Source organism: Pseudomonas bharatica, assembly GCF_048586865.1.
Taxonomy (GTDB): domain Bacteria; phylum Pseudomonadota; class Gammaproteobacteria; order Pseudomonadales; family Pseudomonadaceae; genus Aquipseudomonas; species Aquipseudomonas bharatica.
Genome location: NZ_JBMAWR010000003.1, coordinates 275,331 through 291,678, shown reverse-complemented (window position 1 = coordinate 291,678; position 16,348 = coordinate 275,331). Strand labels below are relative to the sequence as shown.

The window sequence follows — 16,348 nt, the reverse complement described above, 5'->3', positions numbered from 1 at the left end:
ATGCTGCGCTACATACTGCTGCGCCTGATACTGCTGGTGCCGGTGATGCTCGGTGTGTCACTGCTGGTGTTCGTCCTGCTGCACCTGGGCAGCACAGACCCGGCACTGGATTACCTGCGCCTGTCGCATATCCCACCCACCGATACCGCCATCGCCGAAGTCCGCCACGCTTTGGGCCTGGATCGCCCCTTGTACGCGCAGTACCTGACATGGCTGTGGAAGGCCCTGCACCTGGACTTCGGGATTTCCTATCTGACCGGTCGGCCGGTACTGGATGACCTGTTGTACTATCTGCCTGGAACCCTTCAACTGGGCGGGCTGGCACTGGCCTGTACGCTGTTGCTGTCGATCCCGCTGGGACTGTTGGCCGCGCGCTGGCAGGGGCGCTGGCCCGACCATGCGGTGCGGGCGGTCACCTTTCTTGGCGTGTCGATGCCCAACTTCTGGCTGGCTTTCCTGCTGATCGCCCTGTTCTCGCTGTGGCTGGGCTGGCTGCCGCCGCTCGGGCGCGGCACGGCCGGGCATCTGGTGATGCCCGTGCTGGCCATCGCACTGATGTCGATGTCGATCAATGCTCGCCTGCTGCGTGCCAGCCTGCTTGAGGTCAGCGGCCAACGCCATGTGCTCTTCGCCCGCGCCCGCGGCCTGCCCGAGCGGCTGGTGTGGCGTGATCATGTCCTGCGCAACGCCTGGCTGCCCTTTGTCACGGCCACCGGCATGCACGTAGGCGAACTGATCGGTGGTGCGCTGGTGATCGAAACCATCTTTGCCTGGCCTGGCCTGGGGCGTTTCGCAGTTTCGGCGGTGCTCAACCGCGATTTCCCGGTGATGCAGTGTTTCACGCTGCTGCTGACCGGCCTGCTGATGGTCTGCAACCTGCTGGTGGACGTGTGCTACGCCTGGCTCGATCCACGCAGCCGCCTGGAGGGCGCAAGCGCATGACCGTTCTCGCGACAATTCGTCGGCCGGCGTTTGCTGGCAATGCTGGCCTGATTCTGGGCCTGGTTCTGGTTGGGCTGTTGGTTGTGCTGGCAGTGTTCGGCCCTTGGCTGGCCCCGCACGATCCCGACCTGGTCGACCTCAGCCAACGCCTGATGCCTCCCGACGCCGGCCACTGGCTGGGCAGCGATCACCTGGGGCGCGACCTGCTCTCACGCTTGATCGTCGGCACCCGACTGTCGCTGGGCAGCGTGATGCTGACCCTGGCGCTGGTGCTGGCCCTTGGACTTGCCGTGGGTGGACTCGCAGGCTTCGTCGGCGGGCGTACCGATCTGCTGCTGATGCGTCTGTGCGACATGTTCATGACCTTCCCGACCTTGGTGCTGGCGTTCTTCTTCGTCACCCTGCTGGGTACCGGCCTGACCAACGTCATCATCGCCATCGCCCTCTCGCACTGGGCCTGGTACGCGCGCATGGTGCGCGGCATGGTGATTGCCCAGCGTGGTCGCGAGTACGTGCTGGCTTCACGACTGGCCGGTGCGTCGCGCTGGACACGTTTGCGCCAACACGTGCTCCCGAATATCGCCGGTCCCCTGCTGGTGCTGGCGACCATGGACATCGGCCACATGATGCTGCACGTCTCGGGCCTCTCCTTCCTTGGCCTGGGCGTGACACCGCCAACCGCCGAATGGGGCGTGATGATCAACGATGCCAAGGAGTTCATCTGGACGAACCCACACCTGCTGCTGTTGCCGGGGCTGATGATCTTTTTGTCGGTGATGGCTTTCAACCTGCTGGGCGATGCGCTGCGTGACCGCCTCGACCCAACCCGGGAGCGCCACTAGATGAGCCCATCGACTCTTGAAGTGCGTGACCTGCGTATCGAAACCAATGCCGGTGTGCTGGTGCATGGCGTCGATCTGCAACTGCGTCGCGGTAAAGTCAGCGCCCTGGTTGGAGCCAGTGGTTCAGGAAAGTCGCTGAGCTGCCTGGGCATGCTTGACCTGTTACCTGCGGGGCTTGTGCGCACGCAGGGCGCGTTGCTGCTCGACGGCCAATCGCTGGGCGCCAGCCAGGTGCGCGGTCGCCTGGCTAGCCTGGTCCTGCAAAACCCGCGCAGTGCGTTCAACCCTGTACGCGATATGGCCAGCCACGGCCTGGAAACGCTACGCCAGCGCGGCATGACCGGTGCCGCTGCCCGTGAGCGCCTGGCCCATTGCCTGGAAGTCGTAGGCCTGAAGGAGCACAAGCGGGTACTCCAGTCGTTTGCCTTCCAGCTCAGTGGCGGCATGCTCCAGCGCATGATGATAGCCCTGGCGCTGATGGCCGAGACGCCATTTCTGCTGGCTGACGAATCCACCAGCGACCTGGACCTGTTGAGCCAGGCACGCTTTCTCGATCTGCTCATGGAGCTGGTTGAACGGCAGGGCCTGGGCGTGCTGCTGGTGACCCATGACATGGGCGTAGTCGCACGCTGTGCCGACCAGGTCGCGGTGATGGAGGCTGGGCGTATCGTCGAGCAGCAACCGGTGCATTCACTGTTCACCCATCCGATCAGCACCACCGCGCGCACGATGCTTGAAGCCCATCAAATCCTCTGCGGGAGCCAACCATGAGTCTGCTGCATGTCCAACAGGTGAGCCACCGCTACCGCACGGGCGGAATCCTGCACAAACGCGGCTGGTTGCAAGTCCTCGACAGTCTGGACCTGAGGCTTGAGCCAGGTCAGTCGGTCGGCCTGCTGGGCAGCAGCGGCAGCGGCAAAAGCACGCTTGCTCGTCTGCTGCTTGGGCTGGAAACACCGAGCCAAGGCCAGGTGACCTTCGCTGGACAAGCGGTCAGCCAACTACGTGGCGAATCAGCGCGTGCCTTCCAGCGCACCGTGCAGTTGGTGTTCCAGGACGCGCCGGGGGCCTTCAACCCGCAGCGCAGCATCGGCTGGAGCATTGCCGAGCCATTGCGCCACTTGACCAATCTGGATCAGGCAGCCCGGCACACACGGGCCGTTGAATTACTGGAGCAAATGGGCCTGCGCGCCGAGCATGCCGAGCGCCGGCCGCAGCAACTCAGCGGCGGCCAGCTGCAACGGGCCAGCATCGCCAGGGCACTGGTGATTTCACCGAAGCTGGTGGTGCTCGACGAGGCGTTATCAAACCTCGATCGGGTACTGCAATTGCAACTGCTGCAACGCCTTGAGGCACTGCGTCGCGAAAGCGGCACAGCCTTCCTGCTGATCACTCACGATTTGAGCCTGGTGCGTTATTTCTGTCAGCGGGTCGTCGTGCTCGATGCGGGGCGCATTGCCGAAGACCGCGCAGTGAACGGTGACCTGTCGTTCGATGGCCCCGTGGGGCAGCAGTTGCAAGCGGCAGTGTTGCCTGAGCGCCCGGTAAGGACCAGCGTTCGGCCCAATGGATCTCTCGTCTGAACAACCACAGGGTTGCCGCCTGGGCAGGGATACAGAACAGCGCGTATTGGGAAAATACTGCGCCGCGGGCAAATAGAGAGCGTCGAAGGGTCATGATGACCAAGTGTCTTGGGATCGGTGGCGCTCGGCCTCGTTATGGATGAGGGTGGCGTTCGTTCATGGGCGAGATCCGGCGGCGGAGGTTTCTCATGACAGATGAAAGGTTTCGACCCGGACGGATAACGTTGGCTGAACCGCCAGAGGTAAAACGCGGGCAGCCGCCCCCGCACCGAAGTGCGGCGTTGGCTTGCCTTGTGGTTGATCCGCGACTTGCGGCGGGCAAATCAGGAAGGGAACAGCGTGCTCAGGCAGGCGAGCTTCTTCTTGTAGGAGCGTCGAGCTTGCAGCGCCTCGTCCAGGGTTACCGCGATGAAGCGCGCCTTCTGGTTGGGTTGCATCTGGCCGATGAGATCGAGGTCGGCACTGATCACCGTACCGATCATGGCGTAGCCGCCCCCGGACACCGCATCGCGGTGCAGCACGATGGGCTCGAGCCCTGCCGGTACCTGGATCGAACCGATCGGGTAGCAGCTGTCGACGATGTTCGACGGATCGGAGCCTGCGCCGAACGGCTGCTCGCGCGGCTGGAAGCTCAGCGGGCTGCCACCCTTGAAGCGATAGCCAATGCGATCCGCTTCCGAACCGACGGTCCAGGCTTCGGCGAAGAAGCTGTCCGCCGCCGCCGGAGTCAAGCGCTCGTAGTACAGCCCCGGCACCACCCGCAGGACAATCTCTCCGCCCAGCGACTGACGCAGCGCCATCGGCAGGCTCGCCCCGACACGCCCTTTGCCGCTGGCGACACCTACCGGCAGTTCATCTCCGATCGCCAGCCGGCGCCCCTGAAAACCGCCCAGCGCCCCCAGCGCGTAGGTGGAACGGCTGCCGAGCACCAGCGGCACATCGATGCCGCCGGCCACCGCCAGATACGCCCGTGCGCCGGCCTTGGGGAAATCGAAACGCAGCACTTGCCCGGCCTTCACTTCGAACGCGGTGTCCAGGTGCATGTCCACGCCATCGACCTTGGGGGTCATCTGCGCGCCACAGACTGCCACCAGCGCATCCTGCTGGAACTCCAGCTCCGGCCCCAGCAACGTACACTCCAGCGCCGCCGAATTGGCCGGATTGCCGACCAGCTGGTTGGCGGCGCTCAGGGCGTACTGGTCCAGCGCGCCGGATGGCGGGATGCCCAGGTGGTAGTAGCCTTCGCGGCCGAGGTCCTGCACCGAGGTGGCCAGACCGGGTTTGAGTACCTTGATCATGCCAGCACCTCCTGCAGCGACTTGGGATAGCCGACCGGGTCGGCGAGGAACGCATCGAGCGAGAACTCCACTGCACGGATGCGCAGGTCGAAGCGCCCGGCTTCGACCTCGGCGACGGCATGGTCATAGGCTTCGCGGTCCATCGGCTTGAACTGCACGATGTCGCCGGGACGGAAGAACACCATGTGCTCCTTCAGGTACGCCAGGCGCTGCTGCGGGTCGTAGATCGGTGCCGGGGTGACGCCGAACATCTGGTAGCCACCGGCGCCACGCACCGAGTAGATGCAACCGAAGCAGCCGCCATGGCCGAGGGTCAATTTCGGCGTGTCGGTACGCGGCCGCAGGTACTTGGGCACCTGCAGCTGGCGTTCGCGCTCGACCATCTGGAACATGAACGGCAGGCCCGCGACGAAGCCCACCATCGACACGAACCACGGCGCGCCACTGTGGGCAGCGATGAACGCCTCGACGTCGGCCAGGCCGTTGATGCGCGCAGCGTACTCCAGGTCCGTGGCGCTCGGGTCCTGGTGGCGGTCACGAAAACGCATCAGGGTTTCGTGGGTCCAGGGATCGTTGTAGAGCACCGGAATCTCGATGATCCGCGTGTGCAGGGTGCGCTCGGCCACGGCCTCGGCCTCGGCGCCCTTCACCGCCTCAAGCAGATCGGCCGGCGCGATGCGATCCGGATCGAAACGGATCTGGAACGAGGCGTTGGCCAGGCACACGTCGAGCACGCCATCGAGGGCCAGGCGCTCCACCGCACGGGTCACCGCCATGCCCTTGAAGAAGGCTTCAAGGGACATGCTGTCGCTGACCTCGGCAAACAGATGTTCGTCGGCGCCAAAGCTGTAGCGAATCGGACTGCTCATGCTTCACCTCCGCTGCGGCGCTCGGCCAGCCAGGTTTCCAGGGTGCCGGTGTGGAAGTCGGCGCTGTGCAACCAGGGTTGCTCCAGCAGTTCACCATGCAAGGACAAGGTGCTGGCCATGCCGGTGAGCGTGGTCTGCTCTACCGCCCATCGCGCACGGGCCAGGGCTTCGCTGCGATCACGGCCATGGACGATCAGCTTGGCCAGCAGCGAGTCATAGTACGGCGGCACGCGGTAGCCTTCATACAGATGACTGTCGACCCGCACGCCCTCGCCTTGCGGCCAGTTCAGCGCTTGCACAAGCCCCGGGCTGGGGAAGAAATTCCGCGCCGGGTCTTCGGCGTTCAGGCGCATCTGCAGGGCTGCGCCGTTGAGCCTGATATCGCTTTGCTGAAGCCCCAGTGGCTCGCCACCCGCAATGCGCAACATGGCCTGGACCAGATCGATGCCGGTGACCAGTTCGCTGACCGGATGTTCTACCTGGATCCGCGTGTTCATCTCGATGAAGAAAAACTCGCCGGTGGCGTCGTCGTACAGGTATTCAAGGGTGCCGGCGCCCTGATAGCCCAGCGCCTCGGTCAGGCGCACGGCGCTCGCGCACAGGGCCTCGCGCTGCTGCGCATCGAGGACCGGCGACGGTGCCTCTTCGAAGATCTTCTGGCGACGGCGTTGCAAAGAACACTCGCGCTCGAACAGGTGCACCGCATGCGTGCCGTCGCCCAGCACCTGCACTTCGATGTGCCGGGCCTTGCCGATAAAGCGCTCCAGATACAGCGCGCCATTGCCGAAGGCGGCCTGGGCTTCGCGCTGGGAACGAGGGAATTCTTCGCTCAACTGTTGCGGGTTTTCCGCCAGGCGAATGCCGCGCCCGCCGCCGCCAGCCGAGGCCTTGATCAACAGCGGGAAACCGACCGATTCGGCGGCCTTGAGCGCCGACTCCACATCGAACAGTTCACCGGGGGAACCGGGCACCACCGGCACGCCTGCTGCTTGCGCGGTGCGCCGGGCTTCGGCCTTGTCGCCCATGCGCCGGATGGTCTCGGGGGACGGGCCGACGAAGATCGCCCCGGCGGCCAATACCGCTTCGGCGAACTCGGCGTTTTCCGAAAGAAAGCCGTAGCCGGGATGGACCGCGTTGGCTCCGGTGGCCTTCAGGGCACCGAGCAAGGCCTCGACATTGAGGTAGCTCTTGTCGGCGCGGGCCGGGCCGAGGATGTGCACTTCGTCGGCCAGGCGCGCGGCCAGGGAATCGACGTCTGCTTCGCTGCACGCCGCCACGGTTGGAATCCCCAGGCCTTTCGCGGCACGGATGATGCGCACGGCGATCTCGCCACGGTTGGCGATCAGCAATTTACCAATGCCTTGAGTCATGCTCATGCCCTCACGCGTCTTCGAGTGTGGCGATAACCTGACCCGGCTCCACCGGATCACCGTCCTCGACCAGGAACGCGTCCAGGCGCCCTGCCACACCGGCGGTCAGTTCGGAAAACTGCTTCATGACCTCGATCAGGCCGATCACCGTGTCGGCACTGACTTCGGCACCGGCCTCGACGTAGTTCGGCGAGTCCGGGGTGGCCTTGCGGTAGAAAGTCCCCGGCAACGGGGTGATGACTGGGTGCTGCGCCATGTCTGTTCCTCTTGGAATACTTGTAGAAAGGCAGGCCAAAAATGGGTGTCTCGGGTAAACCCTGGCGTCTGCGTGCCAGGTGTCTTCGCTTGCGTTATCGCGGTGCACGCACCTTGATCCCCGCGCCATCGAGCGCTTTGCGGGTGGCCTCGACCAGCGCCAGGGCGCCGGGTGTATCGCTGTGCAAACAGATGGAGTCGAAGGTGATCGGCAGGTCTTCGCCTTCTACCGTGCGCACCACCCCTTCCTGGCAGGCACGCAGCACCCGCGCAGCAACCTGAGCCGGGTCGTAGCCACGCACATTGCGGGTGAAGACGATGGAGCCGCTGAGGTCGTATTCGCGGTCGGCGTAGAACTCGCGGATCACCGGTTGGCCGAGTTCCGTGGCAATACGCCAGATCACCGAACCGGGCATGCAATACAGCAGCAGTTCGGGCTCCAGGCGCTGCAGGTTTTCCACCAGCAAACGCGCCGTTTCCTCGTCCCGGGCCAGGTGCATGTACAGCGCCCCATGAGGCTTGATGTGCTGCAGGGCCACGCCCTGAACCCGGGCAAGCTCACGCAGGGCGCCGAGCTGGTAGAGCATGTCGTCCACCAGCTCCTGGGCCGGCGCATTGATATGGCGGCGACCGAACCCGACCAGGTCGCGAAAACCCGGATGGGCACCGACGGCCACGCCCAGGCGCCTGGCCTGTTCGACCGTGCGACGCATGGTGCCGGGGTCGCCGGCATGGAAGCCGGTGGCGATGTTCGCCGAACTGATGAAGCCCATCAGCTCGTTGTCGACCCCGTCGCCGATGGTCCACGGACCGAAGCCTTCGCCCATGTCCGAGTTAAAATCTACTGCCTGCATGCACGTGCTCCTGACGCTTGTGACTTCATGCAGACCACGTTAGATTCCAGCCACCCCCTTGGGAAGATCTATTATCAGAGGGTGTATCTTCTGAAAAACAGATACCCCATCACATGGAGCTTGCATGTCACTGACCCTGCGCCAGGTTCGCTATTTCGTCGCCACGGCGGAGATCGGGCAGATATCCCAGGCGGCGATTCACCTGAACATTTCCCAGTCGGCAGTGACCACCGCGATCAAGGAACTGGAGAGCCTGCTCGGCACGCTGCTGTTCCAGCGCTCGGCCCAGGGCATGAGCCTGACCGATGCCGGGCGGCACTTTCTCAACCGGGCCTACGTGATCCTGCGCAGCGTCGACGACGCCCTCAACAGTCCGCTGCCGGATGTCCGCGCCAGCGGCCTGTTGCGCGTCGCGGCCAGCTACACGGTGCTCGGCTACTTCCTGCCGCACCACCTGCAACGCCTGGAACACTGGTACCCGGACGTGACCATCGACGTGCACGAACGGGAGCGCCAGGCCATCGAGCAAGGCTTGCTGGAAAGCGAATTCGACATGGCGGTGGTGCTCACCTCGAACCTCACCCACCCGGACATCGTCTCGGAAACCCTGTTCAACTCCGAACGCCGGCTATGGCTGCCCAGCCACCATCCGCTGTGCGAACGCTCGGCCGTGAGCCTGGCCGATGTCACCCGCGAGCCCTTCATCCTGCTGACCGTCGACGAAGCCGAACAAAGCGCCATGCGCTACTGGGAACATGCCCACCAGCAGCCCAACGTGCGGGTTCGCACCAGTTCCGTCGAAGCGGTGCGCAGCATGGTAGCCAACGGCAGCGGCGTAGCGATCCTCTCCGACCTGGTGCACCGCCCCTGGTCGCTGGAGGGCAAGCGTATCGAAACCGTGACCATCGTCGACAAGGTCACCCCCATGAGCGTCGGCCTGGCCTGGCATCGCGAGCGGGAATTCACCCCGGCGATGCACGCCTTCCGCAATTACTTCCACGACGCGTTTCTGGCGCCGCAGCAGCTTTCTGCACGGCGCTGAGGGTACAACGGTCAGGCCGGTCGAACGGGTCGTTCAAGCGCTCTTGGAGGGATCGGGGTGGACATCACGATTGAGGTTCGCGTTTCTCCGTAGAGGTTGATCTTTTCGATCAGCCGCTCGAGGTCGCTCATGCTGGCGGCGACTACGCGGAAGATGTAGGAGTCGGCGCCGGTGATGTGGTGGCACTCCAGGACTTCCGGGATCGACTGCAGGAGCTTGAGGAATTTGGCTTTGGCAGGTTGGGGGACCGTCATGGCCAACATTGCGCTGACCTGGTAACCCGCTGCTACCGGGTTGACTCGCGCTGCGTAGCCCTCGATCACGCCCTCCTCCAGGCGCTTGACGCGTTCGGTGACGGCTGGCACCGAGAGATGCACGTGGCGGGCGAGTTCGGTGTAGGTCATACGGCCGTTGCTTTGGAGGCGGCCGAGGATTTTCCAGTCGATATCGTCCATATGCCTTAATTCCTTAGGTAAAGGATGAATATTCCTTGGAAAGCGCATTCAGCACAATCGGGCGGACACGTACCCTTTTCCCGTCATCAATGAGTAACGCCGGGCCCGCTGTCCGTCGAGCACCCACAGGAAGGCAGAGCACTGTGGTTTGCCACGCTTCCAATGCTCTGCGGGGTGTTTTTGGGTTCTGCTGCCTGGTGGCTATGCTTGAGCGGGCTTACGGCGGTGTTACGTAAGAAAATGTCTGTTTCATTCATGCGGGGCATCTCTGCAGTTTCCGCTGTGGTTATCGGCACCTTTGGTTTGGTTCAGGTATTTACAGGGTTGCGCGACGTCTTCTAGTCGACTCGGTCCGGGTAGGAGCTGGCTTGCCTGCGATGGACCGCAAGGCGGTCCCAAAACCTGCCACACCGGACTGTCTGGATTAATGCGATCTACAAGACGCCTTGAATCCGAAACCCGATGCGGCCCTTCGCGGCGGTTCGGCGGTCCGACAAGCCACGCTCCTGAGCCGCATCGGCCATCAGCCAGAGATGCGTAGATACCCATGCACCCGATCCCGGCTCGTTTAGCAACTTCCCGGCTGTCGCATAGCGCTACAAACCCCTGCCCCTTCCGACTTTCTTGTAGGCAATTTCCCAAGCATACTTCCGCGCCGTCTTTGTCATTGCGCTCCTGGAAATCAGTGCCTAGGCTGCCTCGGTCGCTGCATATCAGCGATCAGGTTTGGTCACCTGGCAAATCCGAAGCGCGCAGGCGCCCATCCGTTTTGGCGGGCGCTTTTTCGTGGCTGCTGCTTTATGGCGGCTGTGCGCAGGGCGCTTTTCAGCGCGCCGGGTTTGCCTCGGTTCCCGGTTGACCAACCTGTGTCACAGTCGCCACCCATCGTTTGGTCACGACGGTGTGGCGTATCCGATCAACCGAGGAGATACGCAATGAGCAAGCCCGTTCCCGATCCACCCGCCAATACCCCCGTCAGCGCCCACACCCACTTCGCCACCTGCAACGGCACCCACCCGCCCCTGTTCGCCGTATGCGAGGGCGCCCGGATGGAAGATGTGCTGGTCCACCTCACCCTGTCCCTGGCCTCGGCCTATGAAACCAACTACCAGGTCTGCGAATCGGCCAGCAAACCGATGCAGAGCCTGGCCTGGGCGACCCAGCATTCGCTGGAGATCTGCCAGGCGTTGGTGGAGTCGTTGTTGAAGAGGAAGGCAGAGTCAGGGTTGGGGTTGGGGACTGAGGACGCCTGATCAGATTCACCCACGAAACCCAGGGTTCCCGGATTTGCCCGGCAGACTCGGGACTTGGGTCTTATGTCGCGTTGAGGCCAATCGCGGCAGTTCAGTAAATCCGCACCTTTACTGCGTGGCGTCCCTATTGGGGAAAATGCAGGTTGGCAGGGTTTGAGCGTGGCTTGTCGGACCGCCGAACCGTCGTAAAGGGCTGCAACGCGGCCCCAAGCCCTATCACGCCGAGCATCAGACACACTGGGGCCAAGAGGCACCGAACCAGGGAAAGCGTCCACGCTCAAGCTTGTGCTGGATGGTTTTTGGGGGCCGCCTTGCGGCCCTTCGCGGCATGGGTATCTACACATCTTTTCTGAGCAGTGGCGGTGGCGAGGTGCCTGCCAGAGAACGGCGTCATGGCCACCAGATGCATGCCGGTAGATCTTCAGCGCCCTCCAGATCGAGCGCCGCCCGCGCGGCGCTCGATCTCAAGGGCGCCAAAAAAGTCATGACAAGCACCTGTCAGCCCTGATGCGATCTACTGGCAGGCCCTCTCACCTCAAAAGATGTGTAGATACCCATGCCTACGCGGGCAAGCCTCGCTCCTACAAGCCCAGTCCTGTCCTTTCCCACCGTGCATGCATCCCACGCATGCAACCCAGAAGAAATATGCGTTTTTGCCAATTTCCAGCGAAAGGTATGTTGGCTCGCGTACACGGCCCTGCCGGGCAGTCCATCCAAGCAGAACAATAACAAGCTGTCGGCGCTGCCCAGGCGCGCCCGCCAGCGGCTGGAGGTCATCCATGTCAATGCAGTCGAACAGCCTCAGCGCCACCCTGTACCCCGATAGCTCATCCATTGCCGCCAGCCCGGGCGCCTGGACCACCTTGTTCATCCTCACGGCGATCTATGCGATCAATATCGCCGACCGCTATGTGCTCTCCACCCTGATCGAACCGATCAAGAACGAATTCCAGCTCAGCGACGCATCGGTCGGGTTCCTTACCGGCACTTCGCTGGCGATCTTTTACGTTGTCGCCGGATTGCCACTCGGTGCCCTGGCCGACCGGGCCAACCGCAAGCGCATGGTCGGCGCGGCAGTGGCGGTCTGGTCGGCCATGACCGTGCTGTGCGGCCTGAGCACGGGGTTCTGGCAACTGCTGCTGGCACGAATCGGCGTCGGTGTCGGGGAAGCCGGCGGCACGCCGCCGAGCCATTCGATCATCGCCGACAAGTTTCGCCCCAGGCTGCGTGCCTTCGCGCTCTCGGTGTACGGCATCGGCGCCAGCGTCGGGGCCTGGCTGGGGGCTTCAGGCGCGGGCTACCTGAACGATGCCCATGGCTGGCGCACCACGCTGCTGGTGTTCGGTCTTTGCGGGTTGCCGTTCGCCCTGCTGGCCTGGCTGTGCATCCGCGAGCCGAAACGCGTCCAGGATGACCAGCAACCCGTGCAGGCCCAAGGTAACGGCTACAAGGCAACGCTCGCCTACAGCGTGCAACGGCGTGCACTGTTTCACCTGATCGCGGGTGCCACCGTGATCACCTTCTGGGGCTGGGGCATCCTGTGGTGGGCCACCTCCTTCCTGGTGCGCAGCCATGGCTTGTCCGTAGGCGAGGCAGGCTCGCTGCTCGGGCCTATCCATGGGGTCGCCGGCACGGCAATGATGGTGATTACCGTACTGGTGATGCTGTTATTGCGCAGCAGGCCAATGTCCCGGCAACCGGAGTTCGTCGCCTGGACCACCCTGTTCGGGACGCTGTGTTCCGTCGCCCTGTTCCTGACGCCGGACCTCGGCATCACCCATGTCCTGCTGTGGTTGTTCGTACCCATTACCTACATCTACATCGGCCCCTCCATCGGCCTGCTGCAAAACCTCTACCCCGCCGGGATGCGCGCGAAGGGCTCGGCGATCCTGCTGTTCACCGCGAACATCGCCAACCTCGCCATCGCACCACAACTGGTGGGGCTGTTGTCGGACTGGATCGCCCCGCACCTTGCCAACCCCGCCGAGTCGCTGCGCTACGTGTTGCTCGGCTGCGCCTTCACCGGTTTCTGGGCGAGCTATCACTACTGGGCTTGCGCCCGCCACATGCAGAGGGAAGTACGATGATCCAGCCATTGCAAGTCACCGCCGAACAGGTGCACTACCGCGCCAGACCGCAGTCCGGCAACGCCAGGGTCGAGATGGGCTGGTCGATTCCTCCCGCCGACGCAGGGCCCCTGCTGGCAGGCTTCGCGCGATGGGACGGCGACGAGTCGCCCTACAAGACCCTGGATTACGACGAGGTACTGATCGTTCTCGAAGGTCACTTCGGCTTCCAGCTGGAGTCGGGAGAGCGCTTCGAAGGTGGGCCGCAAACCACCTTGCGCATACCGAAGAACACCACGGTCAAGTACTTCGGCAGCCAGGCGAAGGTGTTCTACGTGATAACTCCGCCAGGCGCATGATCAGCATGGACACTGCACACATGGACATCAGACTCAAACCCCACGACGACCGCACCAATGGCTGGTCGGCAATCCTGCCTGCGCGCCAGCCCCATCCACCCCTTCGCCAGCGGCTGGAAGCCGATTGGCTGGTTATCGGTGCCGGCTACGCCGGGCTGGCCACGGCCAGGCGCCTGGCCCACAACCGCCCCGATGAGCGGATCGTGATCCTTGAAGCCGGCGAAGCCGGGGATAACGCCTCGGGACGCAATTCCGGCTTTGCCATCGACGTGCCGCATAACGTCGGCAGCTCCACTGCCGAGCTGGAAAAGGCCGTGAACTACAAACGCTTGATGAAAGCCGGCATCGCTCACCTGGCGGAAATCGTCCGTTCGCAGGGCATCCAGTGCGACTGGAGCGAGAAAGGCAAATACCACTGCACCGCCGCCCCGCGCCTGGCCGAAACCCTGCTGCGCCAGCATGCCCGGGAACTGCAGATTCTGGGCGAGCCCTATGAATGGCTGGAAAAGGCGCAACTTGCCAGCCGGCTGGGGACCTCGTTCTTTCATGCCGGGATCTATACCCCGGGCTGCGTACTGCTCAACCCGGCAGCCCTGACCCGTGGCCTGGCCGATACCTTGCCGGAAAATGTCAGCCTGTTTGAAAACAGTGCGGTCACCCGCCTGGAATGCGCCACGACGATCACCGCCGACACCGCCCAGGGCTCGGTCCGGGCGCACCGGCTGATGCTCGCCAACAACGGTAGCGCCTCGCAACTCCCTGCCTTCGGCAGGCAGCTGTTCAACGTCGCGTCCTATGGCAGCCTGACCCGCCCGTTGACCGCTGAGCAGCGCCGACGGATAGGCGATATCGATGAATGGGGCGTAACGCCCGCCAACGCCGTGAGCGGCGCCACCCTGCGCTACACCCGCGACCATCGCATCCTGATTCGCCAGCATTTCGACTTCACGCCACGCCTGCAGGTTGACGAACGAACCCGCGAGCGCGTCAGGGCGCAGCATCGGCAGGTATTCCTGCTACGTTTTCCAGAACTGCAGGACGTGGTGCTGGAGCATTTCTGGATGGGCTTTTTCTCTATCACTCGCAATGGAGCGCCGCGTTGGGGCAAGATCGATCACAACGTCTACGCCGCCGTCGGTTGCAATGGCGTCGGTATCGCCAAGCAGACCATAGCCGGCGTGACCCTGGCCGACCTGGCCTGCGGGGTGGACAACCCGCTGATCCCCGACATGCGCGAGCTGGGTGAACCACAAACGCTGCCGCCCAGGCCCTTCCTCGATCTTGGAGTCAAGGCGTATCTGGCCAGGGAGCGCTGGGTAGGGAGGACCGAGTACTAGACAAGGTAGGACATGGTCAATTCAAGAAAACGTCTTCCACCGCTGCAGAATCTCGAAGCCTTCGAGGCGGCAGCCCGGCACCTGAGCTTCACCCGGGCTGCCGAAGAGATCAACCTGTCGCAGAGCGCCGTGAGCCGGCAGATCAAGCACCTTGAACAGAGCATGGGGGTGCAGCTGTTTACCCGCACGCACAAGACCCTGGAACTGACCAAGGCGGGCCGGACCCTGCTTGACGGCATAGAGCGCAGCCTGACAGAGCTGCGCAGGACGGTAGAGACCATCGAGAACGACCGGAGTCCGACGGTCACCATCAGCGCCAGCATGGCCATCGCCAGCTTCTGGCTTTTACCGGGGATTGCCGAGTTCAAGGACCGCAATCCGGATATCCGGGTGCGGGTCATTGCGGTCGATGGTGAAGACTACGCCGCCATCCGCAACAATGACAGCGACTTCACCATCCTCTACGACCAGGGCCAATGCGGCGGTCAGGTGTGCATCGGCCTGTTCGAGGAAGTGATCTTTCCGGCCTGTACGCCCGCCTACCTCAAAGGCCGGACCTTCACCAGCATCGCCGACCTTTCCCGGGAAAAGCTGATCGATTTCGAAGTCCGCCACCTGCGCACGGTCAAGGGTTGGCCGGACTGGTTCACCCGCGCCGGCTGCCAGACCCGGGGTATCGACTACACCCTCTCGGTCTCCAACTACGACCTCGCTTGTCGTGCAGCCTACGCCGGGCAAGGGGTGATGCTGATGTGGGCCTACGTGGCGCCCTTGGCGGATTTCGCCAGTGGGGTCCTGGTGCGGCCGATCGACGACATCGTCAATACCGGCCATGTCGAGTACCTGGTGCATGACGCAGCACTGGAAAGGTCCCGTCCGCATATGGTGTTCCGGGACTGGATCGTCGAGTACGCACGTCGGACCAATGAGGCTACACAGGCTTTCCTGGTGTCCTGACGGCGGGGAGATGTGCTGGTGCACCGCTCATGGAACAAGACATAACTCTTTGATTTTCAGGGACCTTGTGGGAGCGGGTTCACCCGCGATGACGTTAGTGAATCCCCCATCGTAATCGCGGGTGAACCCGCTCCCACATGAGCGCGATGCTGTCCTGAAGTGATGCGTTCGATCACAAGGATGTCATTTGACATCCACAATGGATGATGAATAACATCCACACCAGCAACACCTCGACCAACCACCCGCCACAGGACCGGGATCCATGAATCTCCAATCCGTCTTCGACTACACCAGTCCCTACGCCTATCTCGCCAACACACGCCTGCCCGGCCTCGACCATCCGGTCGAGTACCTGCCGGTCGATATCCTCTTCGTGATGAAGCAGATCGGTAACCAGCCCTCGCCCGCCTGTCCGCCGAAAGCCCGTTATTCCGGCATCGACGCGGCCCGTTGGGCAGCCCTTTACCAGGTGCCTTTCGCCCCCAATCGCGCCTTGTTCCAGGCCATGCGAGAAGGCCGGCTGGATAACGCCCTGCTGGTGCGCCTTGCCGTCGCCGCCCAGCAGGCCGGGGTGTTCGAAACCCTGCACCCTGCCCTGTTCGCGGCGGTCTGGGCCGGCAGCGACGACCTGGCCAGCACGCAAGGCCGGGAGGCTTTCCTGCGTAACCTGGAGCTGGATGCCGACCTCTGGCAGCTCGCCGACAGCCCGCACGTGCGCGAGCGCCTGGCCGCCAATAACGCGCTGGCCATCGAGCGCGGCGTTTTTGGCGTGCCGACCTTTTTCTGCGATGACGACATGTTCTTCGGCAACGACCGCCTCGATTTCGTCCGCGCCGCCATTGCCCAATCCAAAGGAGCCTGAA

The 16,348-nt window shown here is 63.4% G+C and carries 17 protein-coding genes; 11 read left to right on the top strand and 6 right to left on the bottom strand.

The window, feature by feature from the left end; translation table 11 throughout:
- The 4 genes from nikB to nikE are packed head-to-tail and all read left to right on the top strand — an operon-like array spanning position 1 to position 3,367.
- Entirely contained in the window at positions 1–942 is a 942-nt protein-coding gene (gene nikB, locus ACKLLE_RS06230; RefSeq protein ID WP_420057243.1) for a nickel ABC transporter permease subunit NikB, read from the top strand.
- On the top strand, positions 939–1,784 hold the full coding sequence (nikC, locus tag ACKLLE_RS06225; protein ID WP_420057241.1) for a nickel ABC transporter permease subunit NikC: 846 nt from the start codon (positions 939–941) through the stop codon (positions 1,782–1,784). The genes nikB and nikC overlap by 4 nt, the downstream gene beginning before the upstream one ends.
- Positions 1,785–2,555 carry an ATP-binding cassette domain-containing protein gene (locus ACKLLE_RS06220; protein WP_420057240.1) on the top strand — a complete coding sequence of 257 codons (771 nt, stop codon included), beginning with the start codon at positions 1,785–1,787 and terminating at the stop codon, positions 2,553–2,555.
- On the top strand, positions 2,552–3,367 hold the full coding sequence (gene nikE, locus ACKLLE_RS06215; protein ID WP_420057239.1) for a nickel import ATP-binding protein NikE: 816 nt from the start codon (positions 2,552–2,554) through the stop codon (positions 3,365–3,367). Before ACKLLE_RS06220 ends, nikE begins: the two co-directional genes overlap by 4 nt.
- A gap of 323 nt (positions 3,368–3,690) precedes the next feature.
- Here the strand turns inward: nikE and ACKLLE_RS06210 are convergent, their stop codons facing one another.
- The 5 genes from ACKLLE_RS06210 to ACKLLE_RS06190 form a co-directional block, all read right to left on the bottom strand.
- Positions 3,691–4,665 (bottom strand): 5-oxoprolinase subunit C family protein, encoded by a 975-nt coding sequence (locus ACKLLE_RS06210; protein ID WP_420057238.1) that lies wholly within the window; start codon positions 4,663–4,665, stop codon positions 3,691–3,693.
- Positions 4,662–5,534, bottom strand: a complete 873-nt coding sequence (locus ACKLLE_RS06205; protein ID WP_420057237.1) for a 5-oxoprolinase subunit B family protein — start codon at positions 5,532–5,534, stop codon at positions 4,662–4,664. The genes ACKLLE_RS06210 and ACKLLE_RS06205 overlap by 4 nt, the downstream gene beginning before the upstream one ends.
- Positions 5,531–6,904 carry an acetyl-CoA carboxylase biotin carboxylase subunit gene (locus tag ACKLLE_RS06200; RefSeq protein WP_420057314.1) on the bottom strand — a complete coding sequence of 458 codons (1,374 nt, stop codon included), beginning with the start codon at positions 6,902–6,904 and terminating at the stop codon, positions 5,531–5,533. The genes ACKLLE_RS06205 and ACKLLE_RS06200 overlap by 4 nt, the downstream gene beginning before the upstream one ends.
- A 10-nt stretch (positions 6,905–6,914) precedes the next feature.
- On the bottom strand, positions 6,915–7,160 hold the full coding sequence (locus ACKLLE_RS06195; RefSeq protein ID WP_009401419.1) for an acetyl-CoA carboxylase: 246 nt from the start codon (positions 7,158–7,160) through the stop codon (positions 6,915–6,917).
- 94 nt (positions 7,161–7,254) lie between these two features.
- Complete coding sequence (locus ACKLLE_RS06190) at positions 7,255–8,013, bottom strand: 5-oxoprolinase subunit PxpA (protein ID WP_420057235.1); 759 nt, start codon at positions 8,011–8,013, stop codon at positions 7,255–7,257.
- A 124-nt stretch (positions 8,014–8,137) separates the two neighbouring features.
- Between ACKLLE_RS06190 and ACKLLE_RS06185 the strand changes: the two genes are divergently transcribed.
- The gene (locus ACKLLE_RS06185) at positions 8,138–9,055 is read left to right on the top strand and encodes a LysR family transcriptional regulator (RefSeq protein WP_420057234.1); all 918 of its coding nucleotides are present in this window, start codon (positions 8,138–8,140) and stop codon (positions 9,053–9,055) included.
- A gap of 11 nt (positions 9,056–9,066) precedes the next feature.
- On the opposite strand, the gene ACKLLE_RS06180 is transcribed toward ACKLLE_RS06185, so the two are convergent.
- Positions 9,067–9,510 (bottom strand): Lrp/AsnC family transcriptional regulator, encoded by a 444-nt coding sequence (locus ACKLLE_RS06180; protein WP_420057233.1) that lies wholly within the window; start codon positions 9,508–9,510, stop codon positions 9,067–9,069.
- A 935-nt stretch (positions 9,511–10,445) separates the two neighbouring features.
- Between ACKLLE_RS06180 and ACKLLE_RS06175 the strand changes: the two genes are divergently transcribed.
- The 6 genes from ACKLLE_RS06175 (at position 10,446) to ACKLLE_RS06150 (ending at position 16,347) form a co-directional block, all read left to right on the top strand.
- A complete protein-coding gene (locus ACKLLE_RS06175; protein ID WP_420057231.1) occupies positions 10,446–10,763 on the top strand; it encodes a hypothetical protein in 318 nt (105 codons plus the stop codon).
- Positions 10,764–11,542: 779 nt separating this feature from the next.
- Positions 11,543–12,850, top strand: coding sequence for a spinster family MFS transporter (locus tag ACKLLE_RS06170; RefSeq protein WP_420057230.1), 1,308 nt, complete (start codon positions 11,543–11,545; stop codon positions 12,848–12,850).
- Positions 12,847–13,188, top strand: a complete 342-nt coding sequence (locus ACKLLE_RS06165) for a hypothetical protein (RefSeq protein ID WP_420057229.1) — start codon at positions 12,847–12,849, stop codon at positions 13,186–13,188. The genes ACKLLE_RS06170 and ACKLLE_RS06165 overlap by 4 nt, the downstream gene beginning before the upstream one ends.
- Positions 13,189–13,208: 20 nt before the next feature.
- Positions 13,209–14,525, top strand: a complete 1,317-nt coding sequence (locus ACKLLE_RS06160; RefSeq protein WP_420057228.1) for an NAD(P)/FAD-dependent oxidoreductase — start codon at positions 13,209–13,211, stop codon at positions 14,523–14,525.
- A gap of 12 nt (positions 14,526–14,537) precedes the next feature.
- A complete protein-coding gene (locus ACKLLE_RS06155; protein ID WP_420057227.1) occupies positions 14,538–15,482 on the top strand; it encodes a LysR substrate-binding domain-containing protein in 945 nt (314 codons plus the stop codon).
- Between the two features lie 265 nt (positions 15,483–15,747).
- Entirely contained in the window at positions 15,748–16,347 is a 600-nt protein-coding gene (locus ACKLLE_RS06150) for a 2-hydroxychromene-2-carboxylate isomerase (protein WP_064303478.1), read from the top strand.
- Position 16,348: the final 1 nt, after the last annotated feature.